This is a genomic window from Streptomyces sp. NBC_00287, from assembly GCF_036173105.1.
In the GTDB taxonomy this organism is placed as follows: domain Bacteria; phylum Actinomycetota; class Actinomycetes; order Streptomycetales; family Streptomycetaceae; genus Streptomyces.
Genome location: NZ_CP108053.1, coordinates 6,823,527 through 6,842,712 on the forward strand (window position 1 = coordinate 6,823,527; position 19,186 = coordinate 6,842,712).

Sequence of the window (19,186 nt, forward strand, 5' to 3'; positions counted from 1 at the left end):
TTTGTGAACACGCGTCAGTTCAGGGCCGTCGTAACGGCGACACGAACGGGTGAAGCAGTAGGCACACGTGTCCGCTGTCGTCTCCACCGGTAACCTCACACCTATGGCCTCACGTCCCTCCGCAGCCAAGAAGCAGCCCGCGAAGAAGGCTGCCGCTCCCGCGAAGGGTCCGGCGAAGAAGGCCGCCGCCAAAAAGGCTCCCGCGAAAAAGGCGCCCGCCAAGAAGGCCGCGGCGAAGAAGCCCGCGCCCAAGCCGGCCCCAAGCCCCACCGGGGGCATCTACCGGCTGGTGCGTGCCGTCTGGCTCGGGCTCGCGCACGCCGTCGGCGCCATCTTCCGCGGCATAGGGCGGGGCGCCAAGAACCTCGACCCGGCCCACCGCAAGGACGGCATCGCGCTGCTGCTCCTCGGGCTCGGGCTGATCGTCGCCGCGGGTACCTGGTCCAATCTGCGCGGTCCCGTCGGCGATCTGGTCGAGATGCTGGTGACCGGCGCCTTCGGCCGGCTCGATCTGCTGGTGCCGATCCTGCTCGCGGTGATCGCCGTACGGTTCATCCGGCACCCGGAGCAGCCCGAGGCCAACGGCCGGATCGTCATCGGCCTGTCCGCCCTGGTCATCGGCGTCCTCGGCCAGGTGCACATCGCCTGCGGCTCGCCCGCGCGCAGCGACGGCATGCAGGCGATAAGGGACGCCGGCGGCCTCATCGGCTGGAGCGCGGCGACTCCGCTGACGTACACGATGGGCGAGGTCCTCGCCGTACCGCTGCTGGTGCTGCTCACGATCTTCGGGCTGCTGGTGGTCACGGCGACCCCGGTCAATGCCATCCCGCAGCGGCTGCGGCTGCTCGGGGTGAAGCTCGGGATCCTCGACGATCCCGAGGCGGAGGAGTTCTCCGACGACGACGAGCGCTACGACGACCAGTGGCGCGAGGCGCTGCCCGCGCGCACCCGCCGGCGCGGTCCCGCGTCCGAGTCCTACGACCCCGACAGCGCCGAGCGGGAGGCTCTGTCGCGGCGTCGTGGGCGGCCCCGGCGCTCCGCCGTGCCCCAGCCCGACATGAGCCGTCCCATGGACGCCGTGGACGTCGCAGCGGCGGCCGCCGCCGCGCTGGACGGAGCCGTGCTGCACGGGATGCCGCCCTCGCCGATCGTCGCCGACCTGACCCAGGGTGTGAGCGTCGGGGACCGCGAGGAGACCACTCCGACGCCGACGCCCGTCCCGGCCGCGCGGCCCAAGCAGGAGAAGCTGAAGGCCGAGGTCGCCGACCTCACCAAGCCCCCGCCCGAGGCCCCCACCGACCTGCCGCCGCGTGCAGAGCAGCTCCAGCTGTCCGGCGACATCACCTACGCGCTGCCCTCACTCGACCTCCTCACGCGCGGGGGCCCCGGTAAGGCCCGCAGCGCGGCCAACGACGCCGTCGTCGCCTCGCTCACCAACGTCTTCAGCGAGTTCAAGGTCGACGCCGCCGTCACCGGCTTCACGCGCGGGCCGACGGTCACGCGCTACGAGGTCGAGCTGGGCCCGGCCGTGAAGGTCGAGCGGATCACGGCGCTGACCAAGAACATCGCGTACGCCGTGGCCAGCCCGGATGTGCGGATCATCTCGCCGATCCCCGGCAAGTCGGCCGTGGGAATCGAGATCCCCAACACCGACCGGGAGATGGTCAACCTCGGTGACGTGCTGCGCCTCGCCGCCGCGGCCGAGGACGACCACCCGATGCTGGTGGCGCTCGGCAAGGACGTCGAGGGCGGCTATGTCATGGCCAACCTCGCGAAGATGCCGCACGTCCTGGTCGCCGGAGCCACCGGTTCCGGTAAGTCCTCGTGCATCAACTGCCTGATCACCTCGGTCATGGTCCGCGCGACCCCCGAGGACGTCCGGATGGTCCTCGTCGACCCCAAGCGGGTCGAGCTGACGGCCTATGAGGGCATCCCGCATCTGATCACGCCGATCATCACCAATCCCAAGCGGGCCGCCGAGGCGCTGCAGTGGGTCGTACGGGAGATGGACCTCAGGTACGACGACCTGGCGGCGTACGGCTATCGGCACATCGACGACTTCAACCAGGCCATAAGGGACGGCAAGGTCAAGTCGCCGGCGGGCAGTGAGCGTGAGCTCCAGCCGTATCCGTATCTGCTGGTGATCGTCGACGAGCTCGCCGATCTGATGATGGTCGCGCCGCGGGACGTCGAGGACGCGATCGTGCGGATCACGCAGCTCGCGCGCGCCGCCGGTATCCATCTGGTGCTCGCCACGCAGCGGCCGTCGGTGGATGTGGTCACCGGTCTGATCAAGGCGAACGTGCCCTCGCGGCTCGCCTTCGCCACCTCCTCGCTCGCCGACTCGCGGGTCATCCTCGACCAGCCCGGTGCCGAGAAGCTGATCGGCAAGGGCGACGGGCTCTTCCTGCCGATGGGGGCGAACAAACCCACCCGTATGCAGGGCGCGTTCGTGACCGAGGACGAGGTCGCGGCGGTCGTCCAGCACTGCAAGGACCAGATGGCGCCGGTCTTCCGGGACGACGTCACCGTGGGCACCAAGCAGAAGAAGGAGATCGACGAGGACATCGGCGACGACCTCGATCTGCTGTGCCAGGCGGCCGAACTGGTCGTCTCCACGCAGTTCGGGTCGACCTCCATGCTCCAGCGCAAGCTGCGGGTGGGCTTCGCCAAGGCCGGGCGGCTGATGGACCTGATGGAGTCGCGGAACATCGTCGGGCCGAGCGAAGGCTCCAAGGCACGTGATGTTCTTGTGAAGCCTGACGAGCTGGATGGCGTGCTGGCACAGATCCGCGGGGAGGCTTGAGGAGAGTCCTGCGCGGGCCGGGCCACCGATGGTCGATCGTGACTCACCCGTAAGGGATCATTGAGCAACCGTTTCCCTTCGGCGTACGTCAAGTTGAGGGAAGCGAAAAGCTGCTGCCCCACCATCGGTGTGCCGGGCCATACCGATGGCGTACAAAGTCCTACCGCCCGGTTGCCCCACCCTTTCGCACCCCCCCTAGACTGAACCTCCAGCACAGGTGGCTACACGCTCGAAAGGCGCCCCCGTGTCCATCGGCAACTCCCCTGAAGACGAGCGTCCGTTCGAAGACGTTTCCGACGAAGCCCGCCTGTCCGTCGGCCGGGCCCTCCAGCAGGCACGTATCGCTGCCGGGCTGACCGTCGACGACGTCAGCAACGCCACCCGGGTCCGCCTGCCCATCGTGCACGCCATCGAGGCGGACGACTTCGGCCCGTGCGGCGGAGACGTGTACGCCCGCGGCCACATCCGGACCCTGGCCAAGGCCGTCGGTATCGATCCGGCCCCGCTGCTCGCCCAGTACGACGCGGACCACGGCGGGCGTCCGGCGCCGACCCCCGCGGCCCCGCTGTTCGAGGCGGAACGCATCCGTCCGGAGCGGCGCGGGCCGAACTGGACCGCGGCGATGGTCGCCGCGATCGTGGCCGTGGTCGGCTTTGTCGGGTTCACCGCGTTCAAGGGTGACGACGGCGGCTCGGCTTCGGTCGCCGAGGGTGCCACGCCCTCGACCAGTAAGCCCGCCACGTCCAAGCCCAAGACCGAGAAGCCCGAGGACCCGAAGCCGGACCCGACCGACAGCGCCATCGCCGCCGCGCCGCAGGACAAGGTGACGGTCCAGGTCAGCGCGGCCGACGGCAGGAGCTGGATCTCCGCCAAGGACCACAACGGCCGGCTCCTCTTCGACGGCCTGCTCAAGCAGGGCGAGTCCAAGACCTTCCAGGACAGCGAGAAGATCAACCTCGTGCTCGGCGACGCGGGCGCGATCCAGCTCTACGTCAATGGCAAGAAGATCGACGACGACTGGCAGCCGGGGGCCGTGGAGCGCCTCACGTACACGAAGGGCGATCCTCAGGTCGGCTGAGAGCGCTGCGTAAACGACGGGGTTGGCCAAGATCGGCCAACCCCGTCGGCGTTCGGTGTCAGTCGGACAAAGTAGTCTTGAGCCCATGCCTGAACGCCGTACCGTCGCACTCGTCACTCTTGGCTGCGCCCGCAACGAGGTGGACTCGGAGGAGCTCGCAGGCCGCTTGGAGGCGGACGGCTGGGATCTCGTGGAGGATGCCTCCGACGCGGATGTCGCCGTCGTCAACACCTGTGGCTTTGTCGACGCCGCCAAGAAGGACTCCGTGGACGCCCTGCTGGAGGCCAACGACCTCAAGGGGCACGCAAGAACCCAGGCGGTGGTGGCGGTCGGCTGCATGGCCGAGCGGTACGGCAAGGAGCTCGCCGAGGCCCTTCCCGAGGCCGACGGCGTGCTCGGCTTCGACGACTACTCCGATATCTCCGACCGGCTTCAGACCATCCTGAACGGCGGTATCCACGCCTCGCACACCCCGCGCGACCGGCGCAAACTGCTGCCGATCAGCCCTGCCGAGCGGCAGGAATCCGCCGCGGAGGTGGCGCTGCCCGGGCACGCGCCCGTCGATCTTCCGGACGGCCTCGCGCCCGCCTCCGGCCCTCGCGCGCCCCTGCGCCGCCGGCTCGACGGCGCCCCCGTCGCCTCGGTGAAGCTCGCCTCCGGCTGCGACCGGCGCTGCTCCTTCTGCGCCATCCCCTCCTTCCGCGGCTCCTTCATCTCGCGCCGCCCCAGCGACGTACTGAACGAGACGCGCTGGCTCGCCGAGCAGGGCGTCAAGGAGATCATGCTGGTCTCCGAGAACAACACCTCCTACGGCAAGGACCTCGGCGACATCCGCCTGCTGGAGTCCCTGCTGCCCGAGCTGGCCGAGGTCGACGGCATCGAGCGAGTGCGCGTCAGCTACCTCCAGCCGGCCGAGATGCGACCCGGGCTGATCGACGTCCTCACCTCCACGCCCAAGATCGCGCCCTACTTCGACCTCTCCTTCCAGCACTCCGCGCCCGACGTGCTGCGCGCGATGCGTCGCTTCGGGGACACCGACCGCTTCCTGGAGCTGCTCGACACCATCCGGAGCAAGGCCCCCCAGGCGGGCGTGCGCTCCAACTTCATCGTGGGCTTCCCCGGCGAGACCGAGGCCGACCTGGCCGAGCTGGAGCGTTTCCTCAACCATGCGCGGCTGGACGCCATCGGCGTCTTCGGCTACTCCGACGAGGAGGGCACCGAAGCGGCGACGTACGAGAACAAGCTCGACGTGGACGTCGTCGCCGACCGGCTGGCACATGTCTCCCGGCTGGCCGAGCAGCTTGTCTCGCAGCGGGCCGAGGAGCGCCTGGGCGAGACCGTGCAGGTGCTCGTGGAGTCAGTGGACGAGGAGGGTGTCTACGGCCGCGGCGAGCACCAGGCGCCGGAGACGGACGGCCAGGTGCTGCTCACGAGCGGCGCGGGCCTGAGTGTCGGTCGTATGGTCGAGGCGAAGGTGGTCGGCACCGAGGGTGTCGACCTCGTGGCCGAGCCGCTTCAGGGCTGGCTCGTACCCGGTGAGGAGGCGGCCAGATGACCGGAGTCCCGGCATCCGCCGCGGGCGGCTCCTCCAAGGCGACGCCGGCGGCCGCGGCCTCCGGTGAACCCGGGGGCGCGAAGCCGGTCCGGGGTGGGAAGATCGCGGCGGCGGCCGTCAACCAGGCCAGCGTCTGGAACATCGCCAACCTCCTGACCATGCTCCGGCTGCTGCTCGTCCCCGCGTTCGTCATGCTGATGCTGGCCGACGGCGGCTATGACCCGGCGTGGCGCTCGCTCGCCTGGGCGGCCTTCGCCATCGCCATGATCACCGATCTGTTCGACGGTCATATCGCGCGGACGTACAACCTGGTCACCGACTTCGGGAAGATCGCCGACCCCATCGCCGACAAGGCGATCATGGGGGCGGCGCTGATCTGTCTGTCCGCCCTCGGTGATCTGCCGTGGTGGGTGACCGCGGTGATCCTCGGCCGGGAACTCGGCGTCACCTTGCTGCGTTTTCTCGTCATCCGGTACGGCGTCATCCCGGCGAGCCGGGGCGGCAAGCTCAAGACGCTCACGCAGGGCGTGGCCGTCGGCATGTACATCCTGGCGCTGACGGGGTGGCTGGCCACTCTGCGGTTCTGGGTGATGGGTGCGGCGGTCGTCCTGACCGTGGTGACCGGGCTCGACTATGTAAGACAGGCCATTGTGCTGCGCAGACAGGGAATCGCCGAGCGCAAGGCCGCGTTGGAGGAGACGGAAGCGTGAATTCCCCGGCCGCCGACGTGGTGCGACTACTGACAGTGAGGGGCGAGACCCTCGCTGTCGCGGAATCGCTCACCGGTGGCCTTGTTGCGGCGGAAATCACAGCGGCCCCCGGGGCGTCCAAGGCCTTCCGGGGTTCGGTGACCGCCTACGCCACCGAGCTCAAGCACCGGATGCTCGGCGTCGACACCTCCCTGCTGGAGCGGCGCGGAGCGGTGGACCCGCAGGTCGCGGCCCAGATGGCGGCCGGAGTGCGGAAGGCTCTGGGAGCCGACTGGGGCATCGCGACGACCGGCGTCGCAGGGCCCGAGGAGCAGGACGGGCAGCCCGTAGGCACCGTTTTCGTGGCCGTGGATGGCCCCTGGGCAGCGGATTCCGGACCCGCTGGTGGCGGGAAAGTGGCCTCGCTGCGGTTGAACGGCGACCGGGCGGAAATTCGTATGGAGAGTGTACGGAGCGTACTCGCGTTGCTCCTTCAGCAGCTTGCGAGCGAACAGACCGAGAATGAGCGGGCACAGGATACGGAACAGAACGGGGGGTTTTGATGTTTGCAGCCCTGAGTGAACACGACATCGCTCCCCGCACGGCCGCAGCGCGAGGCGGTACGGTGGGGCGTGAAGGATGCGGCTACGCGGTCCGAGGAGGGAGCCACCGATGATTCTGCTCCGTCGCCTGCTGGGTGACGTGCTGCGTCGGCAGCGCCAGCGCCAGGGCCGTACTCTGCGCGAAGTCTCCTCGTCCGCCCGAGTTTCGCTCGGCTATCTCTCCGAGGTGGAGCGGGGGCAGAAGGAGGCTTCCTCCGAGCTGCTCTCCGCCATCTGCGACGCGCTGGACGTACGGATGTCCGAGCTCATGCGGGAAGTGAGCGACGAGCTCGCCCTCGCCGAGCTGGCCCAGTCTGCTGCGGCCACCCCCAGCGAACCTGTGCCCACGTCGGTGCGACCGATGCTGGGTTCCGTTTCGGTGACCGGTGTGCCACCGGAACGGGTGACGATCAAGGCGCCCGCGGAAGCTGTGGACGTGGTCGCCGCGTGAGTGTCACGCGCGTGGGCGCATGAGCTGATCATGCGCTGAAGAAGTGTGCGAAGCCCCGGCCGGGGTTTCTCCAGGCGAACTGGAGAGGCGACGGCCGGGGCTTTCGTGCATCGTGGAGGGCGTGGGACTCGGGGCCGGCACACCGATCGGAGCATGTGGATGTACGTCGTCAAGAGCCCGTTGTCCGACGCCGACCTGAAGACCGTGTCCGAGGCGCTGCAGGGCGCTCTCGTCGATCTCGTGGACCTCGGCCTGGTGGCGAAGCAGATCCACTGGAACGTGGTCGGACCGCGGTTCCGTTCCGTGCATCTCCAGCTCGACGAGGTCGTGGACACCGCGCGGGCGCACTCCGACACGGTCGCGGAGCGCGCCTCGGCCCTCGGCGTCCCGCCCGACGGGCGCGCCGCGACGGTGGCCGGGGGCAGCGGCATCGCGGCCGTGCCCGACGGCTGGGTCAAGGACGTGGACGCGGTGGGGACGCTGGTGAAGGCGCTCGGCGCGGTGATCGTCCGGATGCGGGAGCGGGTCGGGGCGACCGGTGAGGCGGACCCGGTCAGCCAGGACATCTTCATCACCATCACGGCGGATCTGGAGAAGCATCACTGGATGTTCCAGGCCGAGAACGGGTGACGCTGCTTCCGTGTGCCGCTGGTGCGCCCTGCCGGTGGGTGCGGGTGGTGATCTAGCTTCGGGCTGTTCGGCGGGCTGGAGGTGGCGGTCATGGCGGGGATAGTGCGCCGGGGGGTGGCGCTCGGGCTCGGGGCGCTGTGGTGGTGGGCCGTGCTGCGGCTCGCCGTGGCGCCGGACGCCGGGGTGGTGGAGGGCGCGATTGCCGCCGGGGGGTGGGGGCTGAGCCTGTTGCCGGTGCACTGTGTGCCGAAGGCGCGGGCCGCGGGCGCGCTGGCCACGGGGCGGTGGGTACAGGCGTGGCGGGCGGCCGGGATCACCACGGCATCGCCACACCCCCGTTCGGACGCAGGATCTGACCCGTCGTGAAGGCCGAGGCGTCCGAGGCCAGATACAGCACCGCGTGCGCGACGTCCTCCGGTTCGCCGACGCGGCCCAGGGGCGCCATACGTGTCATGAGCGCCTCGGTGTGCGCCTGTGCTTCGTCGTCGTGGCGGTCCGTCATGGGGGTGCGGATCCAGCCCGGCGCCACGGCGTTGACCCGGATGCCGTGCCGGCCCACCTCGGTCGCGAGCGTCTTCGTCAGCTGGACCACCGCCGCCTTGGCCGCGCCGTAGCAGAGCAGTCCGGGGCCGCCGGTGTCGACGGCGCCCGAGGCCATGGTGACGATGCTGCCCCGGATGCGCTGGGCGAGCATCAGGCGGGCGGCCTCCTGGCAGGCGTAGAGGACACCCTTGAAGTTGACGTTCAGGACGCGGTCGAGGTCCTCGTCCCTCGTCTCCAGGACCGGACTGCTGTGCATGATCCCGGCGACCGCGGCCAGCACGTCCAGGCGCTCACAGGATTCGACCGCCTGCTTGAGCTGGGTGCGGTCCGTGACGTCCAGAGGGTGGGTGTGGGCGGTGCCGCCTCGGTCCTTGATCAGGGTCGCCGTCTCGTGCAGGCCCTGCGGGTCGCGGTCCGCGCAGTGCACGGTCGCGCCGGCTTCCGCGAGCAGAATGGCCGACGCGCGGCCGATTCCGCTCGCGGCGCCGGTGACGAAGGCGGTGCGTCCGGTGAGGTCGTACGCGGTGACGGCCATGAAGGGACGGTACGAGGGTTTCTGACAGGCCGTCAATTGTTGTGTCGGGCTGTTTCTGGCGGATCGTCAATTGCTGGTACGGCGGTGATGTCCCGGTGTCGGGGCCGGGCCGGTCTGGCAGCTCGGGCACCAGTAGGTGGGGCGTTCGCGGGAGCCGTCGCCCTGGTTGGCGGAGCGGATCGAGGTGCCGCAGCGCAGGCAGGGGCGGGGTGCGCGGCCGTAGACGAAGAGGTCCTGGCCGCGGCGGCCGGTCGTGCCCGTCGTGTTGCGGACCGGGCGGTCGCGGTTGGCCTCCAGGAGCTTCTTGGCGAGAGCGGGGAGTTTTGCCGCGCGGTCGGGCGGGAGGGCGCCGACCGGGAGCCAGGGGGTGGCGCCGAGGAGGAAGCAGAGCTCGCTCTTGTAGATATTGCCGATGCCGGCGAGGTTGCGCTGGTCGAGGAGGGCCTCGCCGAGGGGGCGGGCGGGGTCCGAGAGGAGGTTGGCCAGGGCCTGGTCGGGGTTCCAGTTCGGGCCCAGGAGGTCGGGGCCGAGGTGGCCGACGGCCCGGGACTCGTCGGTGGTGCGGAGCAGTTCGAGGACCGGGAGGCGGTAACCGACGGCTGTGCGGTCGGCGGTGGCGAGGACCGCACGGATCTGGTGGGTGGGGCCGCCGGTCCAGCGCTGACGGTCGGTGTACACCTTCCAGGAGCCGTCCATGCCGAGGTGGGTGTGCAGGGTCAGGCCGCCCTCGATCCGGGTGAGGAGGTGCTTGCCGCGCGGGGTGACGTCCAGGACGGCGCGGTCGGTGAGGTCGACGGTGGCGTACTTGGGCACCCTGAAGTCGCTGCGGGTCAGCACCTTGCCCGCGAGGGCTTCGTGCAGCCGTCTCGCGGCCTGCCAGACCGTGTCTCCTTCGGGCATGGGTCAAGGGTGGCATGCGCCCCGGGTCACGCTCGTAGGCGCAGACCGCGGGGGGTGGCGATGAAGCCCGCTCCTTCGAGGAGGGCGCCGAGGGGGGACGTCAGGGCCGAGGCGCCGTTGACGCGTTCGACGGTGACCGTGCCCAGGGAGCCCGCGCGGGCTGCCGCGGCCAGGGCGTCGGCGGCCGCCTGGAGGCGGGGGTCGTCCGTCGGTGCGTCGTCCGGGGCGGTGGACCAGGCCAGCAGGGTCTTGCCGCCGCGCTCCATGTAGAGGGTCAGCTCGCCGTCGACCAGGACGACCAGAGAGCCCGCCTTGCGGCCCGGTTTGTGTCCGGCGCCGGTGGGGGGCTCGGGCCAGGGAAGGGCGGCGCCGTACGCGTTCGCCGGGTCGGCGGCGGCGAGGACTACGGCACGGGAGTCGGGGGTGGGGCGGCGGCGGTTCGGGGGCGGGGGGAAGTCGCGGGGGGAGAGGTACTCGTCCGGCCTGGTGGGGGTGTGGGGGGCGCCGTCGTCGTAGCTTTCGGCGAAACCGTGGTCCGTGAAGGGGTTGGTCGGGAAGGCGTCCGCCGGGAAGGCCTCGTTCGGGAAGGCGTCGGTCGGGAAGTGTGCGGCCGGTGTCGGCAGCGTCTCGCCGCGGTCGCGGGCGTTCGATACTGCGCGCAGGCGGTCCACCGCGCCGTCCATCGCGAACTGCGCGGCGCCGAGGCCCTCCACCACATAGCCGCGCCGGGCCTGACCGCTCTCCTCGAAGACGGACAGGATGCGGTACGTCGCCGAAAACCCGCCCTCGACGCCTTCCGCGGAGACCGCGCCCCGGGTCACCACGCCGTGCCGGTCGAGGAGGGTGCGGGCCAGGGCGTGTGCGCGCACGGTGGGGTCGGGTTCGTGGGCCGGGAGCAGGGCCCAGCGCCCGGCGACCGTCGGCGGGCCCGAGCGGGAGGCGGGGCGGGCGGCGGCTGTGAGCGAGCCGTAGCGCCCGCGCGGGATCGTGCGCTTGGCGCGGTGAGCCGTGGACCCCGCAGTGCGGCCCGAGCCCAGCAGCGAGCGCATCGGGGCCAGGGTGTCGTTCGTCAACCGGCCCGACCAGGCCAGCTCCCAGACGATGTCGGCGAGTTGAGGGTCGGTGGCGTCGGGGTGGGTGGTGGCGCGGACCTGGTCGGCGATCTGCCGGAAGAACAGGCCGTAGCCCCCGGACAGCGCGTCCAGGACGGACTGGTGAAGCGCCGTCAGCTCCAGGGGATGGGGCGCCGACAGCAGCAGGGGAGCCGCGTCCGCCATGTACAGGGAGACCCAGCCGTCCTTGCCGGGCAGGGCACCCGCGCCCGCCCACACCACCTCTCCGGCGGCGGTCAGTTCGTCGAGCATCCCGGGCATGTAGTTCGCGACCCGGGACGGCAGGACCAGCTTCTCCAGAGCGGAGGCGGGCACCGACGCGCCCTGCAACTGCTCGATGGCGCGCACCAGTCCATCGATGCCGCGCAGCCCGTGCCCCTTGCCGATGTGCTGCCACTGCGGGAGGAACTGGGCGAGCGCGGCCGGGGGCACCGGCTCCAGCTCGTGCCGCAGCGCGGCCAGGGAACGGCGCCTGAGGCGGCGCAACACCGCCGCGTCGCACCACTCCTGGCCGATCCCGGCCGGATGGAACTCTCCCTGTACGACCCTTCCCGCCGCCGCGAGCCGCTGGAGGGCGCCCTCGGTGACGGCCACGCCCAGGCCGAAGCGGGCCGCAGCGGTGACCGAGGTGAACGGGCCGTGGGTGCGGGCGTAGCGCGCGAGGAGGTCGCCGAGCGGGTCCTTCACCGGTTCCGTGAAGGCCTCCGGGACGCCGACCGGCAGTGCGGTGCCGAGGGCGTCGCGCAGCCGGCCCGCGTCCTCGATCGCCGCCCAGTGGTCGGCGCCGGCGACCCGGACCTTGATCGCGCGGCGGGCTCCGGCGAGCTCCTGCGCCCACTGCGGCTCCGCGCCCCGTTCGGCGAGCTCGGCGTCCGTGAGCGGGCCCAGGAGGCGCAGGAGGTCCGCGACACTCTCGGCGTCCTTTGCACGGCGGTCCTCGGTGAGCCACTGGAGCTCCCGCTCCAGCTCGGTCAGCACCTCCGCGTCGAGCAGCTCGCGCAGCTCCGCCTGGCCGAGCAGCTCGGCCAGCAGCCGGGAGTCGAGGGAGAGGGCGGCGGCGCGGCGCTCGGCGAGCGGGGAGTCGCCCTCGTACAGGAACTGGGCGACGTAGCCGAAGAGGAGGGAACGCGCGAAGGGGGAGGGCTCGGGGGTGGTGACCTCGACCAGGCGCACCTTGCGGGATTCCAGGTCGCCCATCAGCTCGGTGAGGCCGGGGACGTCGAAGACGTCCTGGAGACATTCGCGGACCGCCTCCAGGACGATCGGGAACGAACCGAACTCGCTGGCCACCTGGAGCAGTTGGGCCGCGCGCTGGCGCTGCTGCCACAGCGGGGTGCGCTTGCCGGGGTTGCGGCGCGGGAGCAGGAGGGCGCGGGCGGCGCACTCCCGGAAGCGGGAGGCGAACAGGGCCGAGCCGCCGACCTGGTCGGTGACGATCTGGTCGACGTCGCCCTTGTCGAAGACGACGTCCGCGGCGCCGACGGGGGCCTGGTCGGCGTCGAACTCCGTGCCCGTCTGCATGGGCTCCCGGTCGAGCAGGTCCAGGCCCATCAGGTCGGCGTCCGGGAGGCGCAGCACAATGCCGTCGTCGGCGTGCATCACCTGGGCGTCCATGCCGTACCGCTCGGAGAGCTTGGCGCCGAGCGCCAGCGCCCAGGGGGCGTGCACCTGGGCGCCGAAGGGGGAGTGCACGACGACCCGCCAGTCGCCGAGCTCGTCGCGGAAGCGCTCGACGACGATGGTGCGGTCGTCGGGGATGTGGCCGCAGGCCTCACGCTGTTCGTCCAGGTAGGACAGGACATTGTCGGCGGCCCAGGCGTCCAGGCCCGCCGCCAGGAGGCGCAGCCGGGCGTCCTCCTTGGTGAGCGAGCCGACCTCGCGCAGGAACGCGCCCACCGCGCGGCCCAGTTCGAGCGGGCGGCCCAGCTGGTCGCCCTTCCAGAAGGGGAGCCGGCCGGGGACGCCCGGCGCGGGGGAGACCAGGACACGGTCACGGGTGATGTCCTCGATGCGCCAGGAGCTGGTGCCGAGGGTGAAGACATCGCCCACGCGTGACTCGTAGACCATCTCCTCGTCGAGCTCGCCGACCCGGCCCCCGCCCTTCTTGGGGTCGGATCCGGCGAGGAACACCCCGAACAGACCGCGGTCGGGGATGGTGCCGCCGGAGGTGACGGCGAGGCGCTGGGCGCCGGGGCGGCCCGTGATCGTGCCGGCGACGCGGTCCCACACCACGCGCGGGCGCAGTTCGGCGAAGGCGTCCGAGGGGTAGCGCCCGGCGAGCATGTCGAGGACGGCAGTGAACGCGGACTCGGGCAGCGAGGCGAAGGGGGCGGCCCGGCGGGCCATTGCGAGGAGGTCGTCGAACTGCCAGGTGTCCATCGACGTCATGGCGACGAGCTGCTGGGCCAGCACGTCCAGGGGGTTGGCCGGGACGCGGAGCGACTCGATCGCGCCGGTGCGCATCCGCTCGGTGACCACGGCCGCCTGGACCAGGTCGCCGCGGTACTTCGGGAAGACCACGCCGGTCGAGACCGCGCCCACCTGGTGCCCCGCGCGGCCCACGCGCTGGAGGCCGGAGGCCACGGACGGCGGGGACTCCACCTGGACGACCAGGTCGACCGCGCCCATGTCGATGCCCAGTTCGAGGCTGGAGGTGGCCACAACGGCGGGGAGCCGGCCCGCCTTGAGGTCCTCCTCGACGAGGGAGCGCTGCTCCTTGGAGACCGAGCCGTGGTGGGCGCGGGCGATGACGGGCGGGGCGCCCTGGGCGGCCCCGGAGCCGCCCATCAGCTCGGCAGGGGCGTGGTGCTCGTCAAGAGGCTCGCCCGTGGCTCGCTCGTACGCGATCTCGTTCAGGCGGTTGCACAGGCGCTCCGCCAGGCGGCGGGAGTTGGCGAAGACGATGGTGGAGCGGTGGGACTGGACGAGGTCGGCGATGCGCTCCTCGACATGCGGCCAGATCGACGGGCGCTCCCCGCCCTCATTGCCGTCGGCCACCGGGGAGCCGCCCAGCTCGCCCAGGTCCTCGACCGGGACCACCACCGAGAGGTCGAACTCCTTGCCGGACTTCGGCTGAACGATCTCCACCTTGCGGCGCGGGGAGAGATAGCGGGCGACCTCGTCGACCGGCCGGACCGTGGCGGACAGGCCGATGCGGCGGGCGGGCCTGGGCAGGAGCTCGTCCAGACGCTCCAGGGAGAGCGCGAGATGGGCGCCGCGCTTGGTGCCCGCGACCGCGTGCACCTCGTCCAGGATCACCGTCTCGATGCCGGTCAGCGCCTCGCGGGTGGCCGAGGTCAGCATCAGGAACAGGGACTCGGGCGTGGTGATCAGAATGTCCGGGGGACGGGTGGCCAGGGCGCGGCGCTCGGCGGCGGGGGTGTCGCCGGAGCGGATGCCGACCTTGACCTCCGGCTCGGGCAGTCCCAGGCGGACGGACTCCTGCCGGATGCCGGTCAGTGGACTGCGGAGGTTGCGCTCGACGTCCACCGCCAGAGCCTTCAGCGGGGAGACGTACAGAACGCGGCAGCGCTTCTTGGGGTCGGCGGGCGGGGGTGTGGAGGCCAGCTGGTCCAGGGCGGCGAGGAACGCGGCCAGCGTCTTGCCGGACCCGGTGGGCGCCACCACCAGGACGTCCGAACCTTCGCCGATGGCCCGCCACGCGCCCGCCTGGGCCGCGGTGGGCGCGGAGAAGGCCCCCGTGAACCAGCCGCGGGTCGCGGGGGAGAAGCCGTCCAGAGCTCGGTGTGCGGAGCTGACCATGCGTCCATCCTGCACCCGGCTACTGACAATCACGCTGACCTGCGGGAACGTGATCCGCGGCGGGTGCGGTGAGAATGGGGGCATGGCGGGATCGAGCGAGCGGGCGAGGCACTGGCGGTACGCGGAGCTGCCCGGCGTCGACCTGCTGCGGGCCCGGTACGTCCGCAAGACGTTCGTCCGGCACACCCACGAGCACTTCGTGATCGCCGCCATCGCCGACGGCGTGGAGGTCTTCCACCATCGCGGCTCCGATCAGTACGCGGGGGCGGGAGCGCTCGCGCTGGTCAATCCCGACACTCCGCACACCGGGCGGGCCGGGGTGCCGGAGGGCTGGAGGTACGGGGCGGTGTATCCGTCGCCCGAGGTCGTGGCGGAGATCGCGGCCGAGACCACGGCGATCCGCGGCACACCCGGATTCGTCTCCCCGGTCCTCGACGACCCCTACGCGGTGTCCCTGGTCCATCAGGTGCTGCGCGCCGCCGACGAGGGCAACGCCCTGGCCGCCGACACACTGCTGCGGGTCGCCGTGACCCGGCTGCTGCGGCTGAACGGCGGGGCGCTGCCGCAGCGCGAGGTGCGCACCGCGGGAGCCGGGATCGCGGCACGCGCGCGTGGCGTGCTCCAGGAACGGATGGCCGAGCCGCCGACCCTGGAGAAGCTGGCCGGTGAACTGGGGACCAGCCCCTTCGCGCTGCTGCGCGCCTTCCGGGACGCCTATGGGATGCCGCCGCACACCTGGCTCACGGACGCCCGGGTACGGCAGGCGCGTCGGCTGCTGGACACGGGTGTGGCGCCCGCCGAGGCCGCCGTCGCCGTGGGCTTCGCCGACCAGCCGCATCTGAACCGGCACTTCACCCGGATCGTGGGCGTGCCCCCGGGCGCGTACCAGCGTGAGCGCAAGAACGTACAAGACCCGAAGGGGCGGCTGCTCCTACCGTCCGAGGCGTGGCAGACACAACACTCACAGACATACGCGACGGCAGAGGAAAGCCGGACGCCGCCGTCGTACGGGACGGGCTCGGGGTCGGAGTCGCCGTAGGGCTGTCCGGGTTCGCGTTCGGGGTGACCTCCGCCGGCAGCGGGCTCACGCTCTGGCAGACCTGTGCGCTCAGCCTTCTGGTGTTCACCGGCGCATCCCAGTTCGCGCTGGTCGGGGCGCTGGCGGCGGGCGGCGGGCCGATCGCGGCGGCCGCGGGGGCGTTCTTCCTCGGGATCCGCAACGCCTTCTACGGGCTGCGTCTGTCGCAGGTGCTCGCCCTCCCGCGCGCGGTGCGGCCCTTCGCCGCCCAATGGGTCATCGACGAGACGGCCGCCGTCGCGCTGGCGCAGCCCACGCGGCGCGCGGCGCGGATCGGTTTCGTGGTGACCGGGCTCAGCCTGTACGTGCTGTGGAACCTCACCACCCTGGCCGGGGCGCTCGGCGCCGAGGCCATCGGGGACACCGACGCGTGGGGCCTCGACGCGGCCGGGCCCGCCGTGTTCCTGGCGCTGCTCGCGCCGATGCTGACGAGCACGACCGAGCGCGCCGTCGCCGGGGCCGCGGTCGTGCTGGGGCTAGGGCTGCTGCCCGTCCTGCCGGCCGGTGTGCCGGTGCTGGTGGCCGCGCTCGCGGCACCTGCCGTGCTGTGGGCCCAGGGGCGGCGTGCGGCAGGGGAGGGGGACCGTTGAACATCTGGATCGCCGTCGCGCTGACCGTCCTTGGTTGTTACGCCGTCAAGCTCGCCGGGCTCCTGGTGCCCGCGGGGGTACTGGAGCGGCCTCTCGTCAGGCGGCTCGCCGCGCTGCTGCCCGTCGCGCTCCTCGCCGCCCTCACGGCCCAGCAGACCTTCGCCGACGGGCGGACGCTGGTGCTGGACGCGAGGGCGGCCGGGCTCGCTGCGGCGGCCGTGGCGTTGGTGCTGCGGGCACCGTTCCTGCTCGTGGTGGGGGCGGCCGTGGTGGTGACCGCGGGGGTGCGGGCGCTGGGCGGATGACCCGCAGAGGTCACCCGATGGCCCGACCGTACGCCCGCAGCGTGCGCAAGGCCTCGATCGTCACCATGGGACGGGCCTCCAGAACCGGGGCCGGGGCCCAGCGGCGCCAGCGGACCGGCCAGCCGCCGTCCTCCTGCTGCTCGGCGGCGAGGAAGTCAAGCGAGCGGGCCATCTCGTCGTCGGTGAACCACGCGCGTGCCAGCGAACGCGGAGTCTTCGCGTAGTCGTGCGGGAAGTGGTGCTCGGCCGGGGCGTAGCCGGGTGCCACCGGGTAGGCGTCGAGGTTGTCCGGGTCCAGGGCCGCGAGCCGGTGCTCGCGCACCAGACGGCCGAGCCGGTCCGCGGCCGCCTCCGCGCGCGGGCGGTCCGGCGCGGAGTCCAGGAAGGCGACGGCGGCCTCGATCTCGTACGGATGGGACTTCTCCAGGGACTCCACCGCCTGCCAGCAGAAGTCCGTCGCCCGGAACAGCCAGGCGTGCCACACCTCGTTGCGGTGCAGCACCCCCACCACCGGCCCGGTGGCCAGGAGCTCGCTCGGCGGGTCGTCCACGATCGGGATGAACGGCGCCGCCGGGTAGCCGCGCTGGCTGGGATGGATCGCCGGCAGGGCGCCCTCCGCGGTGGAGACCGAGGTCAGATAACGGCACACGCGCTCCACACGCTGTCCGCCGCAGCGTCCGACCGCGTCCAGCACATGCAGCGCGTGCGCGCTGTGCAGCGGCTGGCTGACCGGGCCGCGCAGATCGGGTTCCAGCGCGTGACCGTAACCGCCGTCGTCGTTGCGGTAGGCGTCCAGCGCGGTCTCCACCGGGTCGGCGGCGCCGTGCAGGAAGTGGTGCGCGAAGAGGCGTTGCTCCAGCACGCGCGCGGTGAGCCACACGAACTGCTCGGCGCGGAAGAGCGGGGAGTGCGCCGGGGGCGTCGGGGGGAGTGGGGAAGCTCCAGTTTCGGCCATGCGTCAGACCGTAGGCCGGAATGCGGTTTCGGCGAGGGGTCCCGGCTCGGGCCCACCCTCAGGGGCGGGATACTGATGTCATGAGGTTGACGGTCTTCTGGGAGCGGATGGCGGAGCACTTCGGTACGGCGGGATACGCCGAGACCTTCGCGCGCGATCACGTGATGTCGGAGCTCGGCGGACGCACCGTGCACGAGGCGCTGGACGCCGGCTGGGAGGCCAAGGACGTGTGGCGGATCGTCTGCCACGTCATGAACGTGCCACAGGAACAGCGCTGACAGGTCACGAAGATCGCAGGACGGCATCCGATTGTCGGTGGCGTGGGCCAGACTTGCTCCGTGGCACCCACTGACGACACCGGGCAGCTCGCCCCGCACACCTCTCCGTTCGGTACGACGCCGCCGACCAGGCCCCCGGCCGACGGCGCCGCCGCGCAGCCGAATGCGCGCATGCCGCGCTGGCTGCCGCGCGCCATGGTGCTCGCGCTCGCGCTCGTCGGTGCCTTCCAGCTCGGCAGCTGGGCCTTCCACCAGCTCACCGGGCTGCTGATCAACATCCTGATCGCCTTCTTCCTGGCCCTCGCCATCGAGCCCGCGGTCAGCTGGATGGCCGCCCGCGGAATGCGCCGGGGGCTGGCCACCGCACTGGTGTTCCTCGGCGTGATGGTGGTGTCCGCCGGCTTCGTCACCCTGCTCGGCTCGATGCTCGCAGGCCAGATCATCACGATGGTCGAGGGGTTCCCGGACTACCTCGACTCCGTGATCAACTGGATCAACACCCACTTCCAGACCGATCTGAAGCGGGTGGACATCCAGGAGGGCCTGCTGCGCTCCGACTGGTTGCGCAACTACGTGCAGAACAGCGCCACAGGCGTCCTCGATGTGTCCACCCAGGTCATCGGCGGTCTGTTCCAGCTGCTGACGATCACGCTGTTCTCGTTCTACTTCGCCGCGGACGGCCCGCGCCTGCGCCGCGCCCTGTGCTCCGTCCTGCCGCCCGCCAAGCAGGCCGAGGTGCTGCGCGCGTGGGAGATCGCGGTGAACAAGACCGGCGGCTATCTGTACTCACGCGGACTGATGGCGCTGATCTCCGGGATAGCGCACTACATCCTGCTGGAGTTCCTGGACGTGCCGTACGCGCCCGTGCTCGCCGTCTGGGTGGGCCTGGTCTCGCAGTTCATCCCCACCATCGGTACCTATCTCGCGGGCGCGCTGCCCATGCTGATCGCCTTCACGGTCGATCCCTGGTACGCGCTGTGGGTGCTGATCTTCGTCGTGGTCTACCAGCAGTTCGAGAACTATGTGCTCCAGCCCAAGCTGACCGCGAAGACCGTCGATGTGCACCCCGCGGTCGCCTTCGGTTCCGTCATCGCCGGCACCGCCCTTCTCGGCGCGGTGGGCGCGCTGATCGCGATCCCGGCGGTCGCCACACTCCAGGCCTTCCTGGGGGCGTACGTGAAGCGGTACGACGTCACCGACGACCCCCGGGTGCACGGGCACCGGGGGCGTGGGCCGGGGCCCGGGCTGCGCACGCGCGCGCGGGAGATATGGGCCCGGCGGCCCGCAGAGGCCGCCCCGGAGACCGAGAAGGGCTGA

At 71.5% G+C, this 19,186-nt stretch carries 17 protein-coding genes; 13 read left to right on the top strand and 4 right to left on the bottom strand.

Annotated features, from left to right (window positions below; all coding sequences use genetic code 11):
• Positions 1-103 precede the first annotated feature (103 nt).
• The 8 genes from OHT76_RS31210 (at position 104) to OHT76_RS31245 (ending at position 8,177) form a co-directional block, all read left to right on the top strand.
• Positions 104-2,806, top strand: coding sequence for a DNA translocase FtsK (locus OHT76_RS31210; protein WP_443049857.1), 2,703 nt, complete (start codon positions 104-106; stop codon positions 2,804-2,806).
• A gap of 244 nt (positions 2,807-3,050) precedes the next feature.
• Positions 3,051-3,884 carry a helix-turn-helix domain-containing protein gene (locus OHT76_RS31215; RefSeq protein ID WP_328874175.1) on the top strand — a complete coding sequence of 278 codons (834 nt, stop codon included), beginning with the start codon at positions 3,051-3,053 and terminating at the stop codon, positions 3,882-3,884.
• Between the two features lie 85 nt (positions 3,885-3,969).
• Positions 3,970-5,439: a 30S ribosomal protein S12 methylthiotransferase RimO gene (gene rimO, locus OHT76_RS31220; protein ID WP_328874176.1), complete on the top strand. Its 1,470-nt coding sequence runs from the start codon at positions 3,970-3,972 to the stop codon at positions 5,437-5,439.
• Complete coding sequence (gene pgsA, locus OHT76_RS31225; protein WP_328874177.1) at positions 5,436-6,149, top strand: CDP-diacylglycerol--glycerol-3-phosphate 3-phosphatidyltransferase; 714 nt, start codon at positions 5,436-5,438, stop codon at positions 6,147-6,149. The genes rimO and pgsA overlap by 4 nt, the downstream gene beginning before the upstream one ends.
• Positions 6,146-6,691 carry a CinA family protein gene (locus OHT76_RS31230; protein WP_328874178.1) on the top strand — a complete coding sequence of 182 codons (546 nt, stop codon included), beginning with the start codon at positions 6,146-6,148 and terminating at the stop codon, positions 6,689-6,691. The genes pgsA and OHT76_RS31230 overlap by 4 nt, the downstream gene beginning before the upstream one ends.
• A gap of 109 nt (positions 6,692-6,800) precedes the next feature.
• Positions 6,801-7,181: a helix-turn-helix domain-containing protein gene (locus OHT76_RS31235; protein ID WP_015657463.1), complete on the top strand. Its 381-nt coding sequence runs from the start codon at positions 6,801-6,803 to the stop codon at positions 7,179-7,181.
• A 159-nt stretch (positions 7,182-7,340) separates the two neighbouring features.
• The gene (locus OHT76_RS31240; protein WP_328874179.1) at positions 7,341-7,811 is read left to right on the top strand and encodes a Dps family protein; all 471 of its coding nucleotides are present in this window, start codon (positions 7,341-7,343) and stop codon (positions 7,809-7,811) included.
• 90 nt (positions 7,812-7,901) lie between these two features.
• Positions 7,902-8,177, top strand: coding sequence for a hypothetical protein (locus tag OHT76_RS31245; RefSeq protein WP_328874180.1), 276 nt, complete (start codon positions 7,902-7,904; stop codon positions 8,175-8,177).
• Here the strand turns inward: OHT76_RS31245 and OHT76_RS31250 are convergent.
• The 3 genes from OHT76_RS31250 to OHT76_RS31260 all read right to left on the bottom strand — a co-directional run bounded on the left by OHT76_RS31250 (position 8,125) and on the right by OHT76_RS31260 (position 14,663).
• Positions 8,125-8,889, bottom strand: coding sequence for an SDR family NAD(P)-dependent oxidoreductase (locus OHT76_RS31250; RefSeq protein WP_328874181.1), 765 nt, complete (start codon positions 8,887-8,889; stop codon positions 8,125-8,127). The two genes, OHT76_RS31245 and OHT76_RS31250, sit on opposite strands and share 53 nt — an antisense overlap.
• A gap of 66 nt (positions 8,890-8,955) precedes the next feature.
• Positions 8,956-9,789: an Fpg/Nei family DNA glycosylase gene (locus tag OHT76_RS31255; protein WP_328874182.1), complete on the bottom strand. Its 834-nt coding sequence runs from the start codon at positions 9,787-9,789 to the stop codon at positions 8,956-8,958.
• A gap of 26 nt (positions 9,790-9,815) precedes the next feature.
• A complete protein-coding gene (locus tag OHT76_RS31260) occupies positions 9,816-14,663 on the bottom strand; it encodes an ATP-dependent helicase (protein WP_328874183.1) in 4,848 nt (1,615 codons plus the stop codon).
• Positions 14,664-14,745: 82 nt separating this feature from the next.
• On the opposite strand from OHT76_RS31260, the gene OHT76_RS31265 reads away from it, so the two are divergent.
• The 3 genes from OHT76_RS31265 to OHT76_RS31275 are packed head-to-tail and all read left to right on the top strand — an operon-like array spanning position 14,746 to position 16,636.
• Complete coding sequence (locus OHT76_RS31265) at positions 14,746-15,702, top strand: AraC family transcriptional regulator (protein ID WP_328874184.1); 957 nt, start codon at positions 14,746-14,748, stop codon at positions 15,700-15,702.
• Positions 15,609-16,331 (top strand): AzlC family ABC transporter permease, encoded by a 723-nt coding sequence (locus tag OHT76_RS31270; protein ID WP_328874185.1) that lies wholly within the window; start codon positions 15,609-15,611, stop codon positions 16,329-16,331. The genes OHT76_RS31265 and OHT76_RS31270 overlap by 94 nt, the downstream gene beginning before the upstream one ends.
• Complete coding sequence (locus tag OHT76_RS31275) at positions 16,328-16,636, top strand: AzlD domain-containing protein (RefSeq protein WP_328874186.1); 309 nt, start codon at positions 16,328-16,330, stop codon at positions 16,634-16,636. The genes OHT76_RS31270 and OHT76_RS31275 overlap by 4 nt, the downstream gene beginning before the upstream one ends.
• Positions 16,637-16,646: 10 nt before the next feature.
• On the opposite strand, the gene OHT76_RS31280 is transcribed toward OHT76_RS31275, so the two are convergent.
• A complete protein-coding gene (locus tag OHT76_RS31280) occupies positions 16,647-17,591 on the bottom strand; it encodes a hypothetical protein (protein ID WP_328874187.1) in 945 nt (314 codons plus the stop codon).
• 80 nt (positions 17,592-17,671) lie between these two features.
• Between OHT76_RS31280 and OHT76_RS31285 the strand changes: the two genes are divergently transcribed.
• Positions 17,672-17,869: a DUF3046 domain-containing protein gene (locus OHT76_RS31285; RefSeq protein ID WP_328874188.1), complete on the top strand. Its 198-nt coding sequence runs from the start codon at positions 17,672-17,674 to the stop codon at positions 17,867-17,869.
• Positions 17,870-17,929: 60 nt separating this feature from the next.
• Positions 17,930-19,186, top strand: a complete 1,257-nt coding sequence (locus OHT76_RS31290) for an AI-2E family transporter (RefSeq protein ID WP_328874189.1) — start codon at positions 17,930-17,932, stop codon at positions 19,184-19,186.